The sequence below is a fragment of the Chryseobacterium sp. HR92 genome (assembly GCF_045689405.1).
Taxonomy (GTDB): domain Bacteria; phylum Bacteroidota; class Bacteroidia; order Flavobacteriales; family Weeksellaceae; genus Chryseobacterium; species Chryseobacterium viscerum_A.
Genome location: NZ_CP139139.1, coordinates 2,237,844 through 2,257,362 on the forward strand (window position 1 = coordinate 2,237,844; position 19,519 = coordinate 2,257,362).

A 19,519-nucleotide genomic window follows, 5' to 3' on the forward strand; every position below is an offset into this window, starting at 1 on the left:
ATTATTTCGAGGTGCAAAATTAGAGAATATATTTCGTATATGCAAGAGGATTTGTGAAATAGTTGAGTGTTGATGGTTGGGAATTTAAAGTTTAATGTTTTGAAGGGATTACTTAAGATTACATTTAAAAGTTATTTCCAATAATATACTCTTAAATAGCCCTCCACTTTCTCGACTAATCTTTTTGTCTTAACTCCGTCAGAAAATTCACCTTTAAGACATCGTACAACGAATGTCTGCTTACGAGAATAGAGGCAATAGAAGAAACCATTCCTGCCAGCATCAGGTGAAATATCAATGAGTGCCTGTCTGTCATTTCCAGAACAATAATGGCTGAAGTAAATGGCGCTCTTGTAATTCCGGTTAGAAAAGCAACCATTCCGGCCAGAACAACCACATTGGTTTCGTTAGGTGTTAAATGAATGGCGCCTGAAATAACAGAGCCTATACTTGCTCCCGCTGTGAGGGCAGGGGCGAAAATTCCTCCTGCACCTCCTGAAGTAAAAGAAAGGGCAGGGCCAAGCATTCTTAAAACCGGAACATACCAGTCTTCGTGCTTATCTTTCGTAAAAAGTACCCGTTCCATAATTTCTTTTCCGGAGCCGAGAATTTCCCTGTTGATGAAATAAGCGATTGAAGCAATGATTAAAGCACAAATAATCAGGAACATCACATTGGCTTTATCGGTTTTCAGTGTATTCTTTTTCCATCTGTTGATTTTAAGCATAGCAACAGAAAGCTGACTGGCGAGAATACCTGCCACAGCAGCAACAAGTACAATGGGAAACATTACCATTAAAGAAACATCATTAGTTTTTGGATATCCCAGATATAAATAAGATCCTGCCAGTGTCTGTGCTGTGAGACCGGCAATAATTACCGCGGTAAACAAAGCTGTTTTAAAGTAATTAATATGGGTTTTCGACAGTTCTTCCACAGCGAAAACAATACCTCCCAGCGGAGTGTTAAAGGCAGCAGCAAGTCCGGCAGCAGCTCCTGTCATAATCATATTTTTCTTGGAAATCTTCGGCCACCATTCGGGAAGATACTCGTTGACTTTTCTGAAAACGGAGCCTGCAATCTGAATGGTAGGTCCTTCACGTCCTACCGCTCCTCCTCCGATTACCAGAATGACAGAAGACAGGATTTTGAAAAAAATAATCTTAATGCTCAGAAGATTTCTGATCTTGCGGTGTTCTTTCGGATTGGCCAGTTCTACCGCTGCCATTACCTGTGGGATACCGCTCCCTTTAGCATTAGGCGCAAATTCTTTCACCAGCCACCAGGAAAGTACAAATCCTATGGGAGCAATAATAAAAATCATCCATGCATGCCAGTCAAAAATAAAATTCATGAGATGTTCACCCCAGGCAAATATCTGTGCATACATGACGGCAAAAAAACCTGTAATAACAGATCCTATCCAAAAAGGGATAGCCTGAAGCAGGTTGTACTTCAGCTGTTCGTTCCGGATATTGTCAAAGGAATTTTTGAGGGATTTTTTTATAAGAGCGAAAATTTTCAGCATTTGTTAATTTAGAGATGTAAAAGTAAGTGATTTTTGCAGATTTTATATTTCTTCTAAAAACTTTGAGATTATTTCAGCGTTTTCCATTGTAAGGATGTCAGGTATGCCAAAACTCAAAATAGTATTTCTGACTTCAAGTTTAAAATCTTCATTCGGAAAGTTCTTTATCGTTTCTTTTCTCTTTGGATTTAAAAAATTCATGATTTTAAATTGATCATTTCCCACTACATAAAAATCTTTAAACTCACGATCTGTAAAATTAACATTAAAACTGCTGAAAATTCCTGCCACTTTATCCATTAGTTTCTTCTTGTTGAGGGATATATATCCAAAATTTTCATCCAGATTTTTTAGTCCCCAAAGTTGTAGAGTGTCATATTTACGTCCTAAAAGCCCACCTCTGGAAGTCATTCCAACCTTACTGACGATAAAAAGATAGAAAGAGTTATCCTTGTTCCTGTCTTTTACCAGATAACAGATTTGTGGAATAAATAATGGGTACATATCATGAGAACTAAATTGGTCGTAAGGAGATTCTTTAATATCGATCACTGAAACATAATATGACTCAGAAAGCTGATCATATACCTCAGTAATTAATTTTTCATCTTCTTCGGTGAAATCAAAAAATCTTGTAACATCATATTTTCTGTAATCCGGATCCATTTTTCCAAATAATATTTGCTTAAAAATAATATTAATCAATCTAATTTCCAAAAAAGTTATTATAGTATAGTATTATTTTTATTTAATTATTGATTTATTAAACAAAAGTCTTATTTATTAATTATTTGGTATTTATTTGATAAAATATTTGACCTTTTGGAATTTTATTAAACTTAATTATAAAAACAAAAAAACCTCCGATTTAATCGAAGGTTTTCATTTTATATGATCAACAATAAGCAAAATTACTTATTACTGATTATTCATTGCTTATATTTCTGTGTTCAGATCCCAGTTTTCAAGGTAGTCGTGAACGTGCTTCAGCATCATTCCTCCTAAAGAACCGTCTACTACTCTGTGGTCATAAGAGTGAGACATGAACATTAAGTTTCTGATTGCGATTACATCACCGTCGGCTGTTTCAAGAACTGCAGGTTTCTTAACAATGGCTCCGATAGCTAAAATAGCTACCTGAGGCTGAGGAATGATTGGTGTTCCCATAAGGTTTCCAAAGCTTCCTACGTTAGAAATAGTATAAGTTGCACCTTGAGTGTCTTCTGGTCTTAATTTCTTGTTTCTTGCTCTGTAAGCCAGGTCATTGATTGCTTTTGCAAGGCCTGAAAGTGATAACTGATCAGCATTTTTAATTACAGGAACAATAAGGTTTCCGTCCGGAAGGGCAGTAGCCATACCGATGTTGATGTTTTTCTTTTTGATGATGTTTTCACCATTGATAGAAACATTGATCATTGGGAAATCCTGAATTGCTTTCACTACAGCTTTTACGAAAATAGGCATGAAAGTCAGTTTTTCACCTTCACGTTTTTCAAATACAGCTTTGTTTTTATTTCTCCATTTTACAACGTTGGTAACGTCTGTTTCAATGAAAGAGGTAACGTGTGGAGCAATTTGTTTTGCTTTTACCATATTTTCAGCGATGATCTTTCTCATTCTGTCCATTGGAATGATTTCGTCACCTGCACTTACCGGAATTGTAGCTGCCGGAGCAGATACTGCTGGTTTTGGAGTAGACGCTGCCTGTACCGGAGCTGTCTGGTTTCCTCTGTTAGCAACATATGCTAATATATCTTCTTTTGTAATTCTTCCTTCCAAACCGCTTCCTTTAATGGATTTCAGTTCAGTTTCAGAAATATTTTCCTGTTGTGCAATAGATTTTACAAGTGGAGATAGGTAAAGATCTCCTGAGAATTCTACGTTTGAAGCAGCTGTTGTCTGTAAAGGCTCTTCAATCGCTTTTAAAGTGTCAGCATCCGGAGTAGCCGCCGGAGTTTCAGTTTTTACTTCTTCTGAAGCTGTACCTTCTCCTTCAATTTCTAAAATAGCAATGGCTTCACCTACTTTTGCAACTTCATCTTTTTGCTTTAAAATCTTTACAATTTTCCCCGAAACTGGTGTCGGTACGTCTGAATCTACTTTATCTGTTGCAATTTCTACTACGGAGTCATCCTCCTTTACGTTATCACCTTCATTGAATAACCAAGTGATAATTGTCGCTTCCATAACACCTTCTCCCATGGAAGGAAGCAATAATTTGTATTCTGCCATTTTTGATTTTTAGATTTTGACAAATATATAAAAAAAATCGGTTTTTTTAAGAAATATATAATCTTAGCTGAATTCAATATAAATATTTTCACCCACATTCAATCCAAACAGGCTTTTAGCACCGTTTTTCTTGCTTCCTTTGTAGATGGTAAGCTCCAATAATTGACTATCATTGAAAATAGCAGCAGACTGCCCATGGAATTCTGTTTCCCTTTCCCAGTCTGAAACAACCTCCGTATGGCTGGAAAATATCCTTGAAAGGCTTAAATTTCTGAATTTTATAGTAAAACTATCGTAGCTTTTGCTGATATTCTCGAAAAAATCTTTGTTGATATTTGAGATTATATTTCCGAAATTGTCAATGTAAGTTACTTCACCGATAATCATACCTTCCGATTCATTATAAACCGCTCTCGGGAACATCAGTTGTTTGGCTGAATGTATTTTTCGTCCTATTACTTCAGGGAGTCCGCCATTGGCAAGATGTACCGCTGCAGGAACAAAAATGTCTGTAGAAGTAAAGTTGATGATGTCATCAAAGCGGTTGTTCAGTGTAAGTTCATAGATAGCTTCCGGTTTAATATCAAAAAAGATAAGGCTTAAAAGACCATTATCTGCCGCTAAAAAGTAGGATCCATCGGCTTTATAAATGATATTTTTTCTTGATCTGTTGTAAAAACTGTCTACAGAAATGATGTGGATACTTCCTTTAGGAAAATATTTATAAGCATTTCTTACAATATACGAAGTCTGTATAAGGTTGAATGCCTGGATGTCGTGGGTTATATCAATAATATTAACCTCAGGGTTTAGAGACAGAATTTTGCCTTTCACAGCGGCAACTCTGTAATCTAAATTTCCGAAATCCGAAGTAAGGGTAATAATTGACATGAGCAATTTATAGAATAGTGTACTATTGCAAAGTTATTTAAAATAAAAAGAAAGCCCGAAAGATTGTTGAAAAGAATTTGATATAAATTTGAAAAAAAGCTTTAATTTTAAAATCTAAAAATAAAAATACTGCATGTTTGAATTAACATATGATTTGGAAGATATCGATGCGAAAATCTTCTATGGAGTTAATAACCAATATTTCAACTTAATAAAATCAAGCTTTCCAACCATTAAAATTACAGGAAGAGATCATGTCATCTTTGCCATGGGAAATAAGGAAGCTTTAGACATACTGAAACAAAAACTGGATGATATTGTCAGTTTTATCTCCAAAAATAACTCAATAGGCCTGAAAGACGTTGAAAATATATTGAATATTAAAGACGAAAACGAGAAACAATTGGTTTTTGATCAGGATATTATTGTAAAAGGGGTAAACGGAAAAATTATTAAGGCTAAAACAACCAATCTTAAAAAACTGGTAAAGGAAACGGAGAAAAAGGATATGGTCTTCGCCATTGGTCCTGCCGGAACCGGAAAAACGTATACCAGTGTAGCATTGGCAGCAAGAGCTTTAAGAGATAAAGAAGTAAAAAGAATTATTCTGACAAGACCGGCTGTGGAAGCGGGAGAAAGTCTGGGATTCCTTCCCGGTGACCTTAAAGAAAAGCTGGATCCGTATTTGCAGCCTTTATATGATGCACTTCGTGATATGATTCCTCATGAGAAGCTTGAAGGTTTCATGGAGAAAAAAGTGATTGAAGTAGCTCCTTTGGCTTTTATGAGAGGACGTACATTGGATGAAGCGTTCGTGATTCTTGATGAAGCACAGAATACAACGCATGCACAAATGAAAATGTTCCTTACCAGAATGGGGATGAACGCTAAATTTATTATTACAGGAGATCCAAGCCAGATTGACCTTCCGAAAAACCAGCAGTCCGGGCTGAAAGAAGCCATGAGAATTCTAAACGGAGTAAAGGAGATCGGGTTTGTACATCTTACAGAAGAAGATGTGGTAAGACATCCGGTGGTAAGAAAGATTATCCTTGCTTATAATGATGAAGAGAAAAGACTAAGAAACGACTAGTTAAGAATAAGTAAAAGTTTCCGTTAACCTTTTGTTAACCTTAAATTGGTTAGTTAAAATTTGTTAATTTGAAAAAAATAATTAGTTTTGCAAACCTTAAATGTAAAAACTAATTAAACATGAAAAAACTTTTACTTGTTGCAGCGGTCGCTGCTATGGGAATTTGTGCCAACGCACAAGAATTTCGATTTGGTCCAAAAGCTGGTTTTGCAATGTCAACCATTAAACTGGACGATAAGCAAGATGATCTTGACGGAAGAAAAATGGATCCTAAATATACTTTCTATATTGGGGGGATGGCTGAGTACAAATTCAATGATAACTTTGCTGTTCAGGGAGAGGTTTTGTATTCACCACTTGGTGCTAAAGAAAAAATTGACGGAGTAAACGCAGGAGGAATGTATTTTGGTGAGCAGACTAAAATTACTTTTGGAACTCTTTTGGTTCCTGTTTCTGCGAAGTATTTTATTACTGAAGGATTCTCTGTAGCAGCAGGTGTTAACGTAGGGATTATTCTTACCGCTAAACAAAAAACTGTAATTGGTTCGGATTTCCTTGATGTAGAAATGGAAGGAGATACTGGCGACGGAGATATTAAAAAAGATATCAAGTCTTTAAATCTTGCTCCATTCTTAGGCGTTGAATATATGCTGGAAAATGGACTTTTCTTTGATGCAAGATACAGCTTAGGAGTATCTAACCTATCTAATGATAATAGCGGAGGTACTGTAAAGAACAGCTTTGCTCAGGTGGGTGTAGGTTTCAAATTCGGAGGAAACTAATTCTGAAAATCTTATTTAGAAATAATAAAAAGCAGGACAATTTTTGACCTGCTTTTTTTCGTTGCAGAGCAGTTTATCCTAATAATGAAAATAATTAGTACTTTTGCGGAATAATTCAAAGCTACTAAAAAAATGAAAAAACTATTATTACTAGGTGCTTTTGCACTTTTAGGAGGTGCTGTACAGGCGCAGGAAGGTTTTAAACTTGGTGGACACATTGGGGTTCCTGTATCTGATGCAAGTGATGTATCTTCATTTACATTAGGAGTGGATGCAGCTTATATGTGGAATATTGCTAAAGGTTTTGACCTTGGGGTAACCACAGGATATTCTCACTTCTTTGGAAAAGATCACTTTGATGATTTTGGATTTATTCCTGTAGCTGTTTCCGGGAAATATAAATTTAAAGGAGCTCCTATTTTTGTAGGATTAGACCTTGGATATGGTATTTCTACAAAAGATGGGGTAGATGGAGGTTTCTATGCACAACCTAAATTTGGATACCAAATGTCCAAAGGAGAGTTATACATCGGATATCAGTCAATCAGTAACAGACGTGATTATGGCTGGTACAGAGACAACTGGAGTGTAGGAGCTGTAAACTTAGGATTTAATTTCTTTATCAAATAAAGACAGTTGAAAAATAAAAAACTCCGGCCGAAGGCCGGAGTTTTTTTATAAGTAGATTCTATGGATCCTTTACCAGAAATTTTTGAAATAATGGCCTCACAGCAATCAGGAAAAGATAAAGACAGCTCCCAATTATAAACATATGTTTGATTTTTAAGAGTTAATAACTTAAAAATTAATATTTTAGGTTAATTTATTTTGGCATTTCCCTGAATTCATAGGGTTTTAGAAAAAAAATGAAAATTTAAAAAAGTAAACATATTCGCCTCTCGTTAATAAAATTGAATTTTTTTATTCATAATATTGTGAAAAACTCAAAGACTTCTCTTGAATATGATTTATTTTTACAATACTCTAAATTTTAACAATGATATTAATCACATTAACAAATTTTAATATTAGTGGGGACCAGAGTAAATTTGCCCTCAGAAAGTATTAAAATTTTTTAAAATGAAAAAAATATTATTAGCGGGTGCTGTTGCACTTTTCGGTTTATCAAATGCTCAGATTGCTAAAGGAACTACATATTTATCAGGATCTGTTGGTTATTCTCAAGTAGAATCTAACAACGGTAATGATAAAAAAGAAAACTTCAACGTATTACCTACAGTTGGATATTTCGTAAACACTAACCTAGCAATCGGATTAGGAGTTGGTTACCAAACTGAAAAAAACACCCTAACTACAACTACAACTTTAGGAAACACTACAGTTGTAAACGAGAGCGTTGTTAAAACTCCAGCTTTTGTTGTTGCTCCATTCGTAAGAAAATACTGGACTTTATCTGACAAGTTATATTTCTTCGGACAATTAGCAGTACCAATGCAGTTTGGTAAAACTGAAACTGAAACTAGCTCTGTAGCTACTAACGGAAACACAGTTGTTACAAACTCTACTTCTACTGAAGCTAAATACACTAAAATCGGTGTTACTGTGAAGCCAGGTTTAGATTATTTCTTAAACAAGAACTGGTCTATCGAAGCTACTATCGGTGAGTTCGGTTATAGCAACTACAAACCAAAAGATGGTGATGCTACAAACAACTATAACTTCGGATTGAATTTATCTTCTGTAACTTTCGGAGTTAAATATGTATTTGCAAAATAATAAACAAAGCATATAGCAAGAAAGCCCTGAGAAACTCTTAGGGCTTTTTTCTATAAAAAACTAATATAATAATCATGAAAAAAATCGTATTGATGGGCGCTGTTGCGCTTTTCGGTTTATCAAATGCACAAATTGCTAAAGGAACTTCTTATCTTTCAGGACAGGTAGGATACTATCACAGTGAAAAGGACGAATTCAACACTAAAAGAAAGGATGATGTGATCAGAATCCTTCCTACAGCTGGTTATTTCGTTACTACTAATCTAGCCGTGGGACTTGGCGTGGGATATAAAAGTGCTGTTACAAAATACAAAGTTGGGAATGCTGCTATCAGCAATGTTCTGGAGATTAAAGATACAGATAACGCTTTTGTAGTAGCTCCATTTGTGAGAAAATACTGGACTTTATCAGATAAATTATACATCTTCGGACAATTACAGGTTCCATTGGAATTTGGTAAGGAAAAAATGGATGCAAACAGTAATATTAACGGTGGAGACCCTCTGCTTGCAGCTGCCTTTGAAAGAGAAAATAACTATACCAATATTGGGGTGAATATTAAACCAGGTCTGGATTATTTCATTACGAAAAACTGGTCAGTTGAAGCGACAATAGGTGAGTTCGGATACAATACTTACAAAAGAGATATTGACGGAGCGAAAAGAACTGATGATTATAAATTTGGTATCAGTTTAACTTCCGTGACTTTTGGAGTTAAATACGTATTTGCAAAATAATATATATATTAGCCCTGAGATAGCTGTCTTAGGGCTTCTTTAATATAAAACTTAATAATAATCATGAAAAAAATCTTATTGGCATCAGCAATTGCTTTATTTGCAGGCTTACATGCACAAACTACATTCGGTGTAAAAGCAGGTTTTGCTTTATCAAAGCTGAACTCTAATGAAAATGGCTTTGAATTTGGTGGGTTTGAAGGAGGTCTAAAATCGAAGGCAGGATTTTATATTGGAGGTTTAGTTGAACATAAATTCAATAATAAGTTTGCTGTTCAGGGAGAACTGGAGTATGCTAATCTTGGAGGAAAAGCAGAAGTTGCAACGCCTGTTGGTATTACTGTAACTGAAAAGATGAATCTGAACAGAATTGTAATTCCCGTATCTGCAAGATATTATGCAATGCCTGAACTGGGGATTTATGCAGGTCCATATGTGAGCTTTAAGACGAATAACAAGGTGAAATTTGAAATGAGCGGTCCCAATGCAGTGATGACTAATCCTGAAGGAATTAGAGAAGGAGAGAAGTATGTGGAGAAATTCCTGGATGATTCTTTAAAATCTACAGATTTCGGATTGTTCTTCGGAGCAGATTACAAAGTGTATAAAGGATTATTTCTTGATGCTCGTTACAGTTTTGGTCTTACCAATATGATAAAAAATCCTGTGGATGGTGAAAAACTGAAAATGAATTTCTTCCAGTTGGGAGTAGGATACAAGTTTAAATAAACCGATGTCTATATAAAAAAACTCTCAGAATTTCTGAGAGTTTTTTTATATAGGATTTTGTCTTTTTATTTTCCCATTCCGCCCATTCCAGGCATGTTTGGCATTTTGCTCATCATCTGCATCATCTGCTTTCCTTGAGGTCCCTGCATCATCTTCATCATTTTACCCATCTGGTCGAATTGCTTCATCAGTTGATTTACATCTTCGATTTTTCTTCCGGCACCTTTGGCAATTCTTCCTTTTCTCTGAGTATTAATGATAGAAGGTCTTCTTCTTTCTTCAGGAGTCATAGAGTAGATAATTGCTTCAATATGTTTGAATGCATCATCACTGATCTCTACATCTTTGATCGCTTTTCCAACACCAGGAATCATTCCCATCAAGTCCTTCATATTACCCATTTTCTTGATCTGGTTGATCTGTTTTAGGAAATCATCAAAACCGAATTCGTTTTTAGCGATTTTTTTGTGAAGTTTTTTAGCTTCTTCTTCGTCAAACTGCTCCTGAGCTCTTTCTACTAAGGAAACAACGTCTCCCATTCCCAGGATCCTGTCTGCCATCCTTTCCGGGTAGAAAAGGTCTAAAGCTTCCATTTTTTCTCCTGTAGAAATGAATTTGATTGGTTTTTCAACCACAGAACGAATCGTTAAAGCGGCTCCACCACGGGTATCACCATCTAATTTAGTTAAAACAACCCCGTCGAAATTCAAAGCATCGTTGAATGCTTTTGCCGTATTCACAGCATCCTGACCTGTCATTGAGTCAACAACGAATAACGTTTCATTTGGCTTAATGAAGTAATGAACAGATTTAATCTCGTTCATCATCTGCTCATCAATTGCCAAACGACCTGCTGTATCCACAATCACAACATCATGACCGTTTGATTTTGCAAAATTAATTGCGTTTTCAGCAATAGTAGAAGGGTTTGTAGAACCTTCTTCCGTGAAAACCGGAACCCCGATTTGACCACCTAAAACTTTTAGCTGGTCAATCGCAGCAGGACGATAAACGTCACATGCTACCAATAAAGGTTTTTTATTTCTTTTTGTTTGTAAATAATTAGCAAGCTTTCCTGAGAATGTAGTCTTACCAGAACCCTGAAGACCTGCAATAAGGATTACCGATGGCTTTCCTGAAAGATTGATCCCCTCCTGGGAACCTCCCATAAGGTCTACCAATTCATCATGAACAATTTTTGTCATCAGCTGTCCCGGTGTAAGGGAAGTAAGAACGTTCTCTCCTAATGCTTTATCCTGAACTCTTTTAGTAAGATCTTTTGCAACTTTATAGTTAACGTCGGCATCTACCAATGCTCTACGGATCTCCTTTACGGTTTCCGCTACATTGATTTCAGTAATTTTTCCTCTACCGGAAATATTATGTAATGCCTTGTCTAATTTATCCTGTAAACTATTAAACATATTTATTGTAAATTATAGGTTTGCAAAAATAAGGAATTTTTAGCATATCTAAAGTGTTCGGGACGTAATATTATATAGATAAGAAAAAATGATATATATCAAATCTTATCATAATACGATAGAAAAAGTCTATTTTTGCGGTCAATTAAAATTTAGAATGAAAATCAATCCCAATATTCTTGTTGTCATTTTATTCTTTCTGACGTTCCTGGTGCATTTTTCTCTTTGGAAATTTGTTTTTCACCTGGATGAAATTGTGATCATTAAGTTTTATCTTTTTCTAAGCGTCATGTTTATGATGATGATCACTCTTATTATCTTAATCAATAGAGTAGCGCCGGAATTTTTAGGATTGTCTGTCATTGGTTTGATTCTTTTAAAATTCGGTTTGATGTACTTAATCAGAAAAAAACTGAACTTTGAAGTGATTCCTGGCTATAAATTTCATTTTATTATACCTTATTTTGTCCTGACAGCACTGCTTACATACTATGCGATCAAGCTGATTAATCATGATAAAAAACAGTAAAATAATTTATTGAAACTAGAAAAAATATCATATTTTTGCACAACGAAAAAAACCTATCAATGTTTAAGAAATTCGCAGTTTTATTCTACAGTATTTTTGTATTAAACTTAGTGTCTGCACAGCACGGTGAGGCTACTGCTGGGGCAGCTCCTGCTCAAGAGCTTTCAGAGAAAGACAAAGTGAGCAAAGAAAACAAAGAGTTCATCGATCATCACTTGTTGGATGCACATGATTTCACATTGATGGTTGATAAAGATGGTCACCATATCGGTTTCCCTCTTCCTGTTATTGTATATGATAATGGTTTTCACTCTTTCATGAGTAACAAAGAAGGGTTCATGCACGGAGAGCCTACTGAAGTAGATGGTTCTTTTTATGTATTGCACCATGAGAAAATTTATAAGACTGATGCTGCTGGAACTATAACTCTTGATGATCACGGTCATCCAACTAATGAAAAACCATTAGATCTTTCAATTACAAAAAGTGTACTGATTATTTTATTAGTATCAATCTTTATGTTAGTGTTATTTGGTGGTATGGCTAAGTCTTATAAAAAATCAGTGGTTCCTACAGGTGCTGCAAGGTTTTTAGAGCCATTAATCATTTTCGTAAGAGATGAAGTTGCTATTCCAAACATCGGGCATAAGTATAAGAGATTTATGGGTTATTTGTTAACAGTATTCTTCTTTATTCTTTTCCTTAACGTTTTAGGATTAATGCCTTTCGGAATCAATGTTACAGGTAATATTACAATGACATTCTTCCTTGCTATCCTTACTTATTTGATTACAACGTTCTCCGCCAACAAAGATTACTGGAAACACATCTTCTGGATGCCAGGAGTACCAGTTCCAATGAAGTTGATTATGCTTCCTATCGAATTATTAGGAACAATCACAAAACCATTTGCTTTGATGATCCGACTTTTTGCAAACATGACTGCAGGTCACATCGTAGTAATGAGTTTGATCGGATTGATCTACGTATTCAAGAATTTTATCGCAGGTGTTGCATTCCCGTTCCTTACATTGGTAATTTATTTACTAGAGGTATTGGTAGCATTCCTACAGGCTTACATCTTTACAATGTTATCAGCTCTGTTTATCGGAATGGCAGTAGAAGAGCACGAGCACGAGCATCATGCTGCTCACTAATTGAAATTATAAATTAAAGTAAAACAAATTTTTTAAAATTATATATTATGGAAATCCCTAAAATTGTAGGTGCTGGTATCGTAGTACTAGGTGTAGGTATCGGTCTTGGTAAAATCGGAGCTGCTGCTCTTGAAGCTATCGCTAGACAACCTGAGCAATCTGGAAAAATCCAAACAGCTATGCTTATCGCAGCTGCACTTGTAGAAGGTGTTGCGTTTGCTGCTCTATTCGCAGTAAACTAATTAAAATCAGACCATTATCTGTGACGGTTGGTTACAGGTAATGGTTCTTTAAAAAAAAGTAATAATTATTTATACATTTATATAATGGAATTAATTCATCAGTTTTCGTCAGGATTATTTATTATCCAGTCTGTTATTTTTCTAGCATTATTATTTTTGTTAGGTAAATTCGCTTGGAAACCTATTTTAAAGTCTATCAATGACAGAGAAACATCTATTGTTGACGCTCTTAATCAGGCTAAATTAGCTAGAAAAGAAATGGAAACTTTAAAAGAGGATAACGAAAGAATCATTCGTGAAGCTAAAATCGAAAGAGATGCTATCCTTAAAGAAGCTAGAGAAATTAAAGACAGAATCGTAGGGGAAGCTAAAGATGTTGCTAAAACTGAAGGAGACAGAATGATCGAAGCTGCTAAACAGACTATCAATGCTGAGAAAAATGCTGCTATGGCAGACATCAAAACTCAAATTGGTACTTTATCTGTAAACATTGCTGAGTCTATCCTGAAACAAAAATTAGACAACAGCGAAGCTCAAAACGAATTAGTTCAAAATTATTTAAACAAATCAAACCTTAACTAAGAATGCTTACATCTAAAGTAGCTAAAAGATACGCACAAGGTTTACTTGATTTCACAAATGAGTCAGGTCAAACGGCTACTGTATTTTCTGAAATGAAAGATGTAGTAAAGATCATGAAAGAGTCTGCGGACTTAAATAAATTTTTCATGACTCCTTATATCGATTCTAAAAAGAAAATAGAAGTAGCAAACGAGATTTTCAAAGGTTTATCTGTTTCTTCTCAGAATTTAATCAAATTGGTGATTAAACATGGACGTGAAAACCAATTGAAAAATATCGCTCAGGAATTTATCAACAAGGTAGAAGACCTTAGCGGTGTACAGAGAGTAACACTTACTACGGCAACTCCGCTTTCAAAAGAGAACCTTGATCAGATTTTAAGATCTACAAGTCTTGTAAACGCTGATTCAAACTTTGATCTGAAAGTAAATGTAAAACCTGAAATTCTTGGAGGATATGTTCTAAGAGTAGGTGACCAGCAGGTAGATGCGTCTGTGAAGACAAAATTGAACCAAGTTAAAAAAGATTTCCAATTAAATTAAGAAAAACAACCATACAATGGCAGAAATAAATCCGGCAGAAGTATCTGCGATCTTAAAACAGCAATTGGCCAACTTCGATACTCAATCAAACGTTGAGGAAGTAGGTACAGTTTTAACCATCGGTGATGGTATTGCTCGTGTATACGGGTTAGAAAACGTACAATACGGAGAGTTGGTGAAATTTTCTAGTGATGTAGAAGGTATTGTACTTAACCTTGAAGAAGACAACGTAGGTGTTGCTCTACTTGGTGAAAGTAAATTAGTAAAAGAAGGTGATACAGTAAGAAGAACAAACAGAATCTCTTCTATCAAAGTAGGAGAAGGTATGTTAGGAAGAGTAGTAGATACTCTTGGTAACCCTATCGATGGTAAAGGTCCTATTACTGGGGATTTATACGAAATGCCATTGGAAAGAAAAGCTCCTGGAGTTATCTTCAGACAGCCGGTAACTGAGCCTTTACAGTCAGGTATCGTTGCAATTGACTCTATGATTCCTGTAGGAAGAGGACAGAGAGAGCTTATCATTGGTGACAGACAGACAGGTAAAACTACTGTTGCGATCGATACGATCATCAACCAAAAAGAATTCTTTGATGCTGGGCAGCCAGTATATTGTATATATGTTGCAATCGGTCAGAAAGCTTCTACTGTAGCACAAATCGTTAAAACTCTTTCTGATAAAGGAGCTTTAGCTTATACTGTAATCGTTGCAGCGAATGCGTCAGATCCAGTTCCAATGCAGGTATATTCTGCGATGGCAGGTGCTGCTATCGGTGAATTCTTCAGAGATACAGGTAGACCAGCATTGATCGTTTATGATGATTTATCTAAACAAGCTGTTGCCTACCGTGAGCTTTCTCTACTATTAAGAAGACCACCGGGCCGTGAAGCTTACCCTGGAGACGTTTTCTATCTTCACTCAAGACTATTGGAAAGAGCTGCAAAAGTAATTGCTGATGACAATATTGCTAAGCAAATGAACGATTTGCCAGAATCTCTTAGACCAATTGTAAAAGGTGGCGGTTCATTAACGGCACTTCCAATTATTGAAACTCAGGCTGGTGACGTTTCTGCGTATATCCCTACTAACGTAATCTCTATTACAGACGGACAGATCTTCTTGGAGTCTGATCTATTCAACTCAGGGGTTCGTCCTGCGATCAACGTAGGTATCTCTGTATCAAGGGTAGGAGGTAACGCTCAGATCAAATCAATGAAAAAAGTATCTGGTACTTTGAAATTAGACCAGGCTCAATATAAAGAACTAGAAGCGTTTGCTAAATTCGGTTCTGACCTTGATGCTTCTACTTTAGCAGTTATCTCTAAAGGAGAAAGAAACGTAGAGCTTCTTAAGCAGCCAGTAAACTCTCCACTTCCGGTAGACAGCCAGGTTGCAATGATCTACGCTGGAACTGAGAACTTGCTAAGAAATGTCCCTATCAGAAAAGTAAAAGAATTCCAGGTTGAGTATATCGCATTCCTGAGATCTAAGCACCCTGATACAATGGCAGCTATTAAAGCAGGTAAAATCGATAACGATATTACAGCAGTTCTTAAGCAGGCAGCTAACGATTTAGCTTCTAAATATAATTAAAAATTAGTTGATGATTGTTGGTTGATAGTTGACAGAAATATCTAAAACTAGCAACCAACAGCCGACAACCAACAACTAAACCCAATATGGCAAACTTAAAAGAAATACGAGGCAGAATTACGTCAATTTCATCTACGATGCAGATTACACGTGCTATGAAAATGGTTTCCGCTGCGAAACTTAAAAAAGCACAGGATGCAATCGTAATGTTAAGACCTTATTCTGAAAAATTACAGGAGCTTATCCAGAATGTAAATTCTAGCTCAGATCCTGATCAGATTTCTGTATATGCTCAGAAAAGAGAGGTTAAAAGAATACTATTTATCGCTGTTACTTCAAACAGAGGTCTTGCAGGAGCTTTTAACTCTTCTATCGTAAAAGAGCTTAACCTTCAGTTCCAGAACAACTCTCAATATGAGATTGAAGTTCTACCAGTAGGTAAAAAAGTATATGATGCTGTAAGAAGAAACCGTGCGGTATATGCTAATGGAAGTTCTGTTTATGATAACCTGAACTTTGACGCAGTTGCTCATATCACTGAAGGGGTGATGACAAGCTTCAGAGAAGGGAAATTTGACGAAGTATATGTTATTTATAACAAATTCGTGAATGCAGCAACTCAGGAAGTAACTACAGAAAAACTTCTTCCGATTTCAATGCCTGAGAACACTGAACCTCAGGTTGAAACAGATTATATTTTTGAACCTAACAGAGCTGAGATCCTGGATAATTTGATTCCAAAATCTATCAAAACTCAGGTTTTCAAATCAATCTTGGATTCAGTAGCATCTGAGCATGGAGCGAGAATGACTGCAATGCACAAAGCTACAGATAATGCAGAAGCGTTGAGAAATGATCTGAAGATCTTCTACAACAAAGCAAGACAGGCTGCAATTACCAACGAAATTTTGGAAATTGTTTCCGGAGCAGAAGCTTTGAAAAATTCATAAAGAATTATTTTAAGATACAATTAAAAGCACCGATAACTTCGGTGCTTTTTTACTTATATAAGAATAAAACTGTTATTTGCTGTTCAAAAATCTTCTTTTGATGAGGAAATGAAGGTGTTACTTCAATTATTTTTTTTATTGAAAAACAACGTTATTTTATCACTTTATATTTTATTTCAAAAAATCCTCAATCAAAATAATCTATGCCGGATTCAGGTTATTTTTATTTTACATATCTTTGTACCTAATAAAATTTATACAACCTCTAAATGGACTCGGACATAGTCAGGCTATTGCTGGCCTTATTTCTTGTTTTACTAAATGGCTTCTTCGTAGCCGCAGAATTTTCAATTGTTAAAGTTCGTTACTCACAAATTCAGTTAAAAGCCGCAGAAGGAAATTCTATGGCAAAACAGGCAGAACATATCATCAAGCACCTTGATGAATATCTTTCCGCTACACAATTAGGAATTACATTGGCTTCCCTTGCCCTTGGTTGGGTAGGAGAAAGTGCCCTGCATCATGTGGTGGAAAATATCTTTCACTCATTGAATATAGATTTGACCCAGACAACAATTACTACAATTTCGGTAGTGACAAGTTTTGTGTTGATTACCATTATGCACATTGTATTTGGTGAGCTTATTCCAAAATCAATTGCGATCAGAAAATCCGAAGCAACTACAATGGCAACTGCCGTTCCGCTGAGAGTTTTTTACACAATTTTTAAACCATTTATATGGTTGATGAACTCAATGTCAAATGGTTTCCTTAGATTAGTTAAAATTCACCCGGCTTCCGAACAGGAAATTCACTCTACAGAAGAACTTCAGCTTTTGGTAAAACAAAGTGCTGACAGCGGAGAGATTGAGGAAGAAAACTATGAGATTATCAAAAATGCATTTGATTTTACTGATCATTCTGCTAAACAGATCATGGTTCCAAGACAAAATATTACTTCCATCGATTTTGAAGAAGATGTGAATGATATCATCAATAAGATTATGGACAGCGGGTATTCCCGTATTCCTGTATATATTGATTCAATTGACAATGTTATCGGGATTTTCTATACAAAAGAGATCATCAGAGAATTTGTTAAAAGAAAAGGAAATCTGGATCATGAAGATCTTAAAGATTTAATGAGAGATGCCTTTTTCGTTGTAGAAAGTAAAAAAGTCTCAGACTTACTGAAAACGTTCCAGCTTAAAAAACAACATATCGCTATCGTTATCGACGAGTTTGGTGGAACTGAAGGAATTATTACATTAGAAGATATTCTGGAAGAACTGGTAGGGGAAATTCAGGATGAAGAAGACGACGAAGAAAAAATTGTTGATAAAATATCAGATAATACCTATTGGGTACAGGCTACGCAGCCTTTGGACGAAATCAATGAATTTCTGCCTAAAAGACTGCCGCTTTCAGAAGAAAGTGAGTACAATTCATTAGCCGGATTCATTCTTTATGAGTTGGAAGACATCCCTGAAGAAAACCAGGAATTTGATCTCGAGAACTACCACTTTAAAATTCTGAAAATGAATAATAAAAGTGTAGAACTTGTGGAGCTGGTCTATGAGGAACCTAATGCTATAGATCATTTAGCAGATAAAATTGGAGAAGTTTAAAACAGTTAGAATGAATTTTTATAACAGTATAAAAGATTACGAAAACCCAAAGCGGCAGTATGAGGAAGAAGTCCTCGTTCTGGATGATACGGATGAAGTCTATAAACTGGTACTGCATAACGACGATGTTCACACATTTGATTATGTAATAGACTGTCTGATCGAAATATGCAAGCATACGCTGGAGCAGGCTGAGCAATGTACAATGCTTGTTCACTACAAAGGCAAATGTACCGTAAAAACGGGCTCAATAGATGTTTTGAAACCTATGCATGAAAAATTAATTTCGCGCGAATTAACAAGCGAAATCGTATAAAATAAAAAACCGGCAATTAATTTGTCGGTTTTTTTGTTGAATCCAAAGGGGAATGTTGAGAAATTGCAATAAATAGCAAAGACCGGTAAGATTTCCAGAAAATCTTTTTATCTTTAAATACTTGAATCTTTTAATTTCTCAATATTCGTACATTGTCATATTTTATCTAAAATAGTATATTTGTACCAACTATAAAGAAACAAAAAAATAATGCTTGTAATAGGAATTGCCGGTGGTACAGGATCCGGCAAAACTACAGTTGTTGACAAGATACTTCAGCAGCTTGATATTGAGGGAATGAATATCCTCTCTCAGGATAATTATTATCACGACAACCAAGGTCTTACATTGACGGAAAGAGAAGCTCTGAATTATGACCATCCCAAGTCGATAGATTTTGAACTATTAATAAAACATGTGAAAGCTTTAAAGAATAATGAGCCTATTGAACAGCCTATTTACAGCTTTGTCACTCATTCCAGAACAGGAGATCATGTCACTGTAGAACCTAAAAACGTATTGGTAGTAGAAGGAATTTTGGTTCTTACCAATAAAGAATTACTGAAAGAATTTGATTTGAAAGTATTCGTTCATGCAGATTCTGACGAAAGGCTGATCAGGAGGATCAGGAGAGATACCCAGGAAAGAGGAAGAGATCTGAGCGAAGTATTACACCGTTATCAGACTACCTTGAAACCAATGCACCAGGAATTCATAGAACCATCTAAAAATGATGCCGATCTTATTATCCCCAATATGAAGCAGAATTCTGTAGCGATTGATTTTTTAACTACTGTTATTAAAAACTCGTTGAAAAAACATTAAA

The 19,519-nt window shown here is 35.5% G+C and carries 21 protein-coding genes; 16 read left to right on the forward strand and 5 right to left on the reverse strand.

Annotated elements, in window-relative coordinates; genetic code table 11:
- Positions 1–175: 175 nt before the first annotated feature.
- The 4 genes from SFA27_RS10030 to SFA27_RS10045 all read right to left on the reverse strand — a co-directional run bounded on the left by SFA27_RS10030 (position 176) and on the right by SFA27_RS10045 (position 4,651).
- A complete protein-coding gene (locus tag SFA27_RS10030; protein ID WP_264517789.1) occupies positions 176–1,528 on the reverse strand; it encodes a chloride channel protein in 1,353 nt (450 codons plus the stop codon).
- Between the two features lie 42 nt (positions 1,529–1,570).
- Entirely contained in the window at positions 1,571–2,194 is a 624-nt protein-coding gene (locus tag SFA27_RS10035) for a hypothetical protein (RefSeq protein WP_047374387.1), read from the reverse strand.
- Positions 2,195–2,464: 270 nt separating this feature from the next.
- Complete coding sequence (locus SFA27_RS10040; RefSeq protein WP_407297959.1) at positions 2,465–3,760, reverse strand: dihydrolipoamide acetyltransferase family protein; 1,296 nt, start codon at positions 3,758–3,760, stop codon at positions 2,465–2,467.
- Between the two features lie 63 nt (positions 3,761–3,823).
- Positions 3,824–4,651, reverse strand: coding sequence for an S-adenosyl-l-methionine hydroxide adenosyltransferase family protein (locus tag SFA27_RS10045; RefSeq protein ID WP_264517791.1), 828 nt, complete (start codon positions 4,649–4,651; stop codon positions 3,824–3,826).
- Between the two features lie 133 nt (positions 4,652–4,784).
- Here SFA27_RS10045 and SFA27_RS10050 point away from each other — a divergent pair, with 133 nt between their 5' ends.
- The 6 genes from SFA27_RS10050 (at position 4,785) to SFA27_RS10075 (ending at position 9,729) form a co-directional block, all read left to right on the forward strand.
- On the forward strand, positions 4,785–5,744 hold the full coding sequence (locus SFA27_RS10050) for a PhoH family protein (RefSeq protein ID WP_047374392.1): 960 nt from the start codon (positions 4,785–4,787) through the stop codon (positions 5,742–5,744).
- A gap of 119 nt (positions 5,745–5,863) precedes the next feature.
- Positions 5,864–6,526, forward strand: a complete 663-nt coding sequence (locus SFA27_RS10055; RefSeq protein ID WP_047374394.1) for a porin family protein — start codon at positions 5,864–5,866, stop codon at positions 6,524–6,526.
- A 132-nt stretch (positions 6,527–6,658) separates the two neighbouring features.
- Positions 6,659–7,156, forward strand: coding sequence for a hypothetical protein (locus SFA27_RS10060; RefSeq protein ID WP_047374396.1), 498 nt, complete (start codon positions 6,659–6,661; stop codon positions 7,154–7,156).
- 450 nt (positions 7,157–7,606) lie between these two features.
- On the forward strand, positions 7,607–8,263 hold the full coding sequence (locus tag SFA27_RS10065) for an outer membrane beta-barrel protein (protein WP_047374398.1): 657 nt from the start codon (positions 7,607–7,609) through the stop codon (positions 8,261–8,263).
- 74 nt (positions 8,264–8,337) lie between these two features.
- Positions 8,338–9,000 carry an outer membrane beta-barrel protein gene (locus SFA27_RS10070; RefSeq protein WP_047374400.1) on the forward strand — a complete coding sequence of 221 codons (663 nt, stop codon included), beginning with the start codon at positions 8,338–8,340 and terminating at the stop codon, positions 8,998–9,000.
- A 63-nt stretch (positions 9,001–9,063) separates the two neighbouring features.
- Entirely contained in the window at positions 9,064–9,729 is a 666-nt protein-coding gene (locus SFA27_RS10075) for a porin family protein (protein ID WP_407297960.1), read from the forward strand.
- A gap of 65 nt (positions 9,730–9,794) precedes the next feature.
- On the opposite strand, the gene ffh is transcribed toward SFA27_RS10075, so the two are convergent.
- Positions 9,795–11,153: a signal recognition particle protein gene (gene ffh / locus SFA27_RS10080; protein ID WP_047374403.1), complete on the reverse strand. Its 1,359-nt coding sequence runs from the start codon at positions 11,151–11,153 to the stop codon at positions 9,795–9,797.
- Positions 11,154–11,310: 157 nt separating this feature from the next.
- On the opposite strand from ffh, the gene SFA27_RS10085 reads away from it, so the two are divergent.
- The 10 genes from SFA27_RS10085 (at position 11,311) to udk (ending at position 19,518) form a co-directional block, all read left to right on the forward strand.
- Positions 11,311–11,682, forward strand: a complete 372-nt coding sequence (locus SFA27_RS10085; RefSeq protein WP_047374405.1) for a hypothetical protein — start codon at positions 11,311–11,313, stop codon at positions 11,680–11,682.
- Between the two features lie 59 nt (positions 11,683–11,741).
- The gene (gene atpB / locus SFA27_RS10090) at positions 11,742–12,839 is read left to right on the forward strand and encodes a F0F1 ATP synthase subunit A (protein ID WP_047374407.1); all 1,098 of its coding nucleotides are present in this window, start codon (positions 11,742–11,744) and stop codon (positions 12,837–12,839) included.
- 47 nt (positions 12,840–12,886) lie between these two features.
- Positions 12,887–13,081 carry an ATP synthase F0 subunit C gene (gene atpE / locus SFA27_RS10095; protein WP_002979108.1) on the forward strand — a complete coding sequence of 65 codons (195 nt, stop codon included), beginning with the start codon at positions 12,887–12,889 and terminating at the stop codon, positions 13,079–13,081.
- Positions 13,082–13,165: 84 nt separating this feature from the next.
- Positions 13,166–13,663, forward strand: a complete 498-nt coding sequence (locus SFA27_RS10100) for a F0F1 ATP synthase subunit B (RefSeq protein WP_047374409.1) — start codon at positions 13,166–13,168, stop codon at positions 13,661–13,663.
- Positions 13,664–13,665: 2 nt separating this feature from the next.
- The gene (atpH, locus tag SFA27_RS10105) at positions 13,666–14,205 is read left to right on the forward strand and encodes an ATP synthase F1 subunit delta (protein ID WP_407297961.1); all 540 of its coding nucleotides are present in this window, start codon (positions 13,666–13,668) and stop codon (positions 14,203–14,205) included.
- A gap of 16 nt (positions 14,206–14,221) precedes the next feature.
- Positions 14,222–15,799, forward strand: coding sequence for a F0F1 ATP synthase subunit alpha (atpA, locus tag SFA27_RS10110; RefSeq protein WP_047374412.1), 1,578 nt, complete (start codon positions 14,222–14,224; stop codon positions 15,797–15,799).
- A gap of 86 nt (positions 15,800–15,885) precedes the next feature.
- Positions 15,886–16,749, forward strand: coding sequence for an ATP synthase F1 subunit gamma (gene atpG, locus SFA27_RS10115; RefSeq protein WP_047374414.1), 864 nt, complete (start codon positions 15,886–15,888; stop codon positions 16,747–16,749).
- Positions 16,750–17,018: 269 nt separating this feature from the next.
- Positions 17,019–18,377, forward strand: a complete 1,359-nt coding sequence (locus SFA27_RS10120; RefSeq protein ID WP_264517793.1) for a hemolysin family protein — start codon at positions 17,019–17,021, stop codon at positions 18,375–18,377.
- 10 nt (positions 18,378–18,387) lie between these two features.
- Positions 18,388–18,693, forward strand: a complete 306-nt coding sequence (locus SFA27_RS10125; protein WP_407297962.1) for an ATP-dependent Clp protease adaptor ClpS — start codon at positions 18,388–18,390, stop codon at positions 18,691–18,693.
- 210 nt (positions 18,694–18,903) lie between these two features.
- Positions 18,904–19,518 carry a uridine kinase gene (gene udk / locus SFA27_RS10130; RefSeq protein WP_045497309.1) on the forward strand — a complete coding sequence of 205 codons (615 nt, stop codon included), beginning with the start codon at positions 18,904–18,906 and terminating at the stop codon, positions 19,516–19,518.
- Position 19,519: the final 1 nt, after the last annotated feature.

Excerpts from the sequence above, each read along its gene's own strand:
- SFA27_RS10030 (WP_264517789.1), bottom strand. The coding sequence starts at position 1,528 with ATGCTGAAAATTTTCGCTCTTATAAAAAAATCCCTCAAAAATTCCTTT.
- SFA27_RS10035 (WP_047374387.1), bottom strand. The coding sequence starts at position 2,194 with ATGGATCCGGATTACAGAAAATATGATGTTACAAGATTTTTTGATTTC.
- SFA27_RS10040 (WP_407297959.1), bottom strand. The coding sequence starts at position 3,760 with ATGGCAGAATACAAATTATTGCTTCCTTCCATGGGAGAAGGTGTTATG.
- SFA27_RS10045 (WP_264517791.1), bottom strand. The coding sequence starts at position 4,651 with ATGTCAATTATTACCCTTACTTCGGATTTCGGAAATTTAGATTACAGA.
- SFA27_RS10050 (WP_047374392.1), top strand. The coding sequence starts at position 4,785 with ATGTTTGAATTAACATATGATTTGGAAGATATCGATGCGAAAATCTTC.
- SFA27_RS10055 (WP_047374394.1), top strand. The coding sequence starts at position 5,864 with ATGAAAAAACTTTTACTTGTTGCAGCGGTCGCTGCTATGGGAATTTGT.
- SFA27_RS10060 (WP_047374396.1), top strand. The coding sequence starts at position 6,659 with ATGAAAAAACTATTATTACTAGGTGCTTTTGCACTTTTAGGAGGTGCT.
- SFA27_RS10065 (WP_047374398.1), top strand. The coding sequence starts at position 7,607 with ATGAAAAAAATATTATTAGCGGGTGCTGTTGCACTTTTCGGTTTATCA.
- SFA27_RS10070 (WP_047374400.1), top strand. The coding sequence starts at position 8,338 with ATGAAAAAAATCGTATTGATGGGCGCTGTTGCGCTTTTCGGTTTATCA.
- SFA27_RS10075 (WP_407297960.1), top strand. The coding sequence starts at position 9,064 with ATGAAAAAAATCTTATTGGCATCAGCAATTGCTTTATTTGCAGGCTTA.
- ffh (WP_047374403.1), bottom strand. The coding sequence starts at position 11,153 with ATGTTTAATAGTTTACAGGATAAATTAGACAAGGCATTACATAATATT.
- SFA27_RS10085 (WP_047374405.1), top strand. The coding sequence starts at position 11,311 with ATGAAAATCAATCCCAATATTCTTGTTGTCATTTTATTCTTTCTGACG.
- atpB (WP_047374407.1), top strand. The coding sequence starts at position 11,742 with ATGTTTAAGAAATTCGCAGTTTTATTCTACAGTATTTTTGTATTAAAC.
- atpE (WP_002979108.1), top strand. The coding sequence starts at position 12,887 with ATGGAAATCCCTAAAATTGTAGGTGCTGGTATCGTAGTACTAGGTGTA.
- SFA27_RS10100 (WP_047374409.1), top strand. The coding sequence starts at position 13,166 with ATGGAATTAATTCATCAGTTTTCGTCAGGATTATTTATTATCCAGTCT.
- atpH (WP_407297961.1), top strand. The coding sequence starts at position 13,666 with ATGCTTACATCTAAAGTAGCTAAAAGATACGCACAAGGTTTACTTGAT.
- atpA (WP_047374412.1), top strand. The coding sequence starts at position 14,222 with ATGGCAGAAATAAATCCGGCAGAAGTATCTGCGATCTTAAAACAGCAA.
- atpG (WP_047374414.1), top strand. The coding sequence starts at position 15,886 with ATGGCAAACTTAAAAGAAATACGAGGCAGAATTACGTCAATTTCATCT.
- SFA27_RS10120 (WP_264517793.1), top strand. The coding sequence starts at position 17,019 with ATGGACTCGGACATAGTCAGGCTATTGCTGGCCTTATTTCTTGTTTTA.
- SFA27_RS10125 (WP_407297962.1), top strand. The coding sequence starts at position 18,388 with ATGAATTTTTATAACAGTATAAAAGATTACGAAAACCCAAAGCGGCAG.
- udk (WP_045497309.1), top strand. The coding sequence starts at position 18,904 with ATGCTTGTAATAGGAATTGCCGGTGGTACAGGATCCGGCAAAACTACA.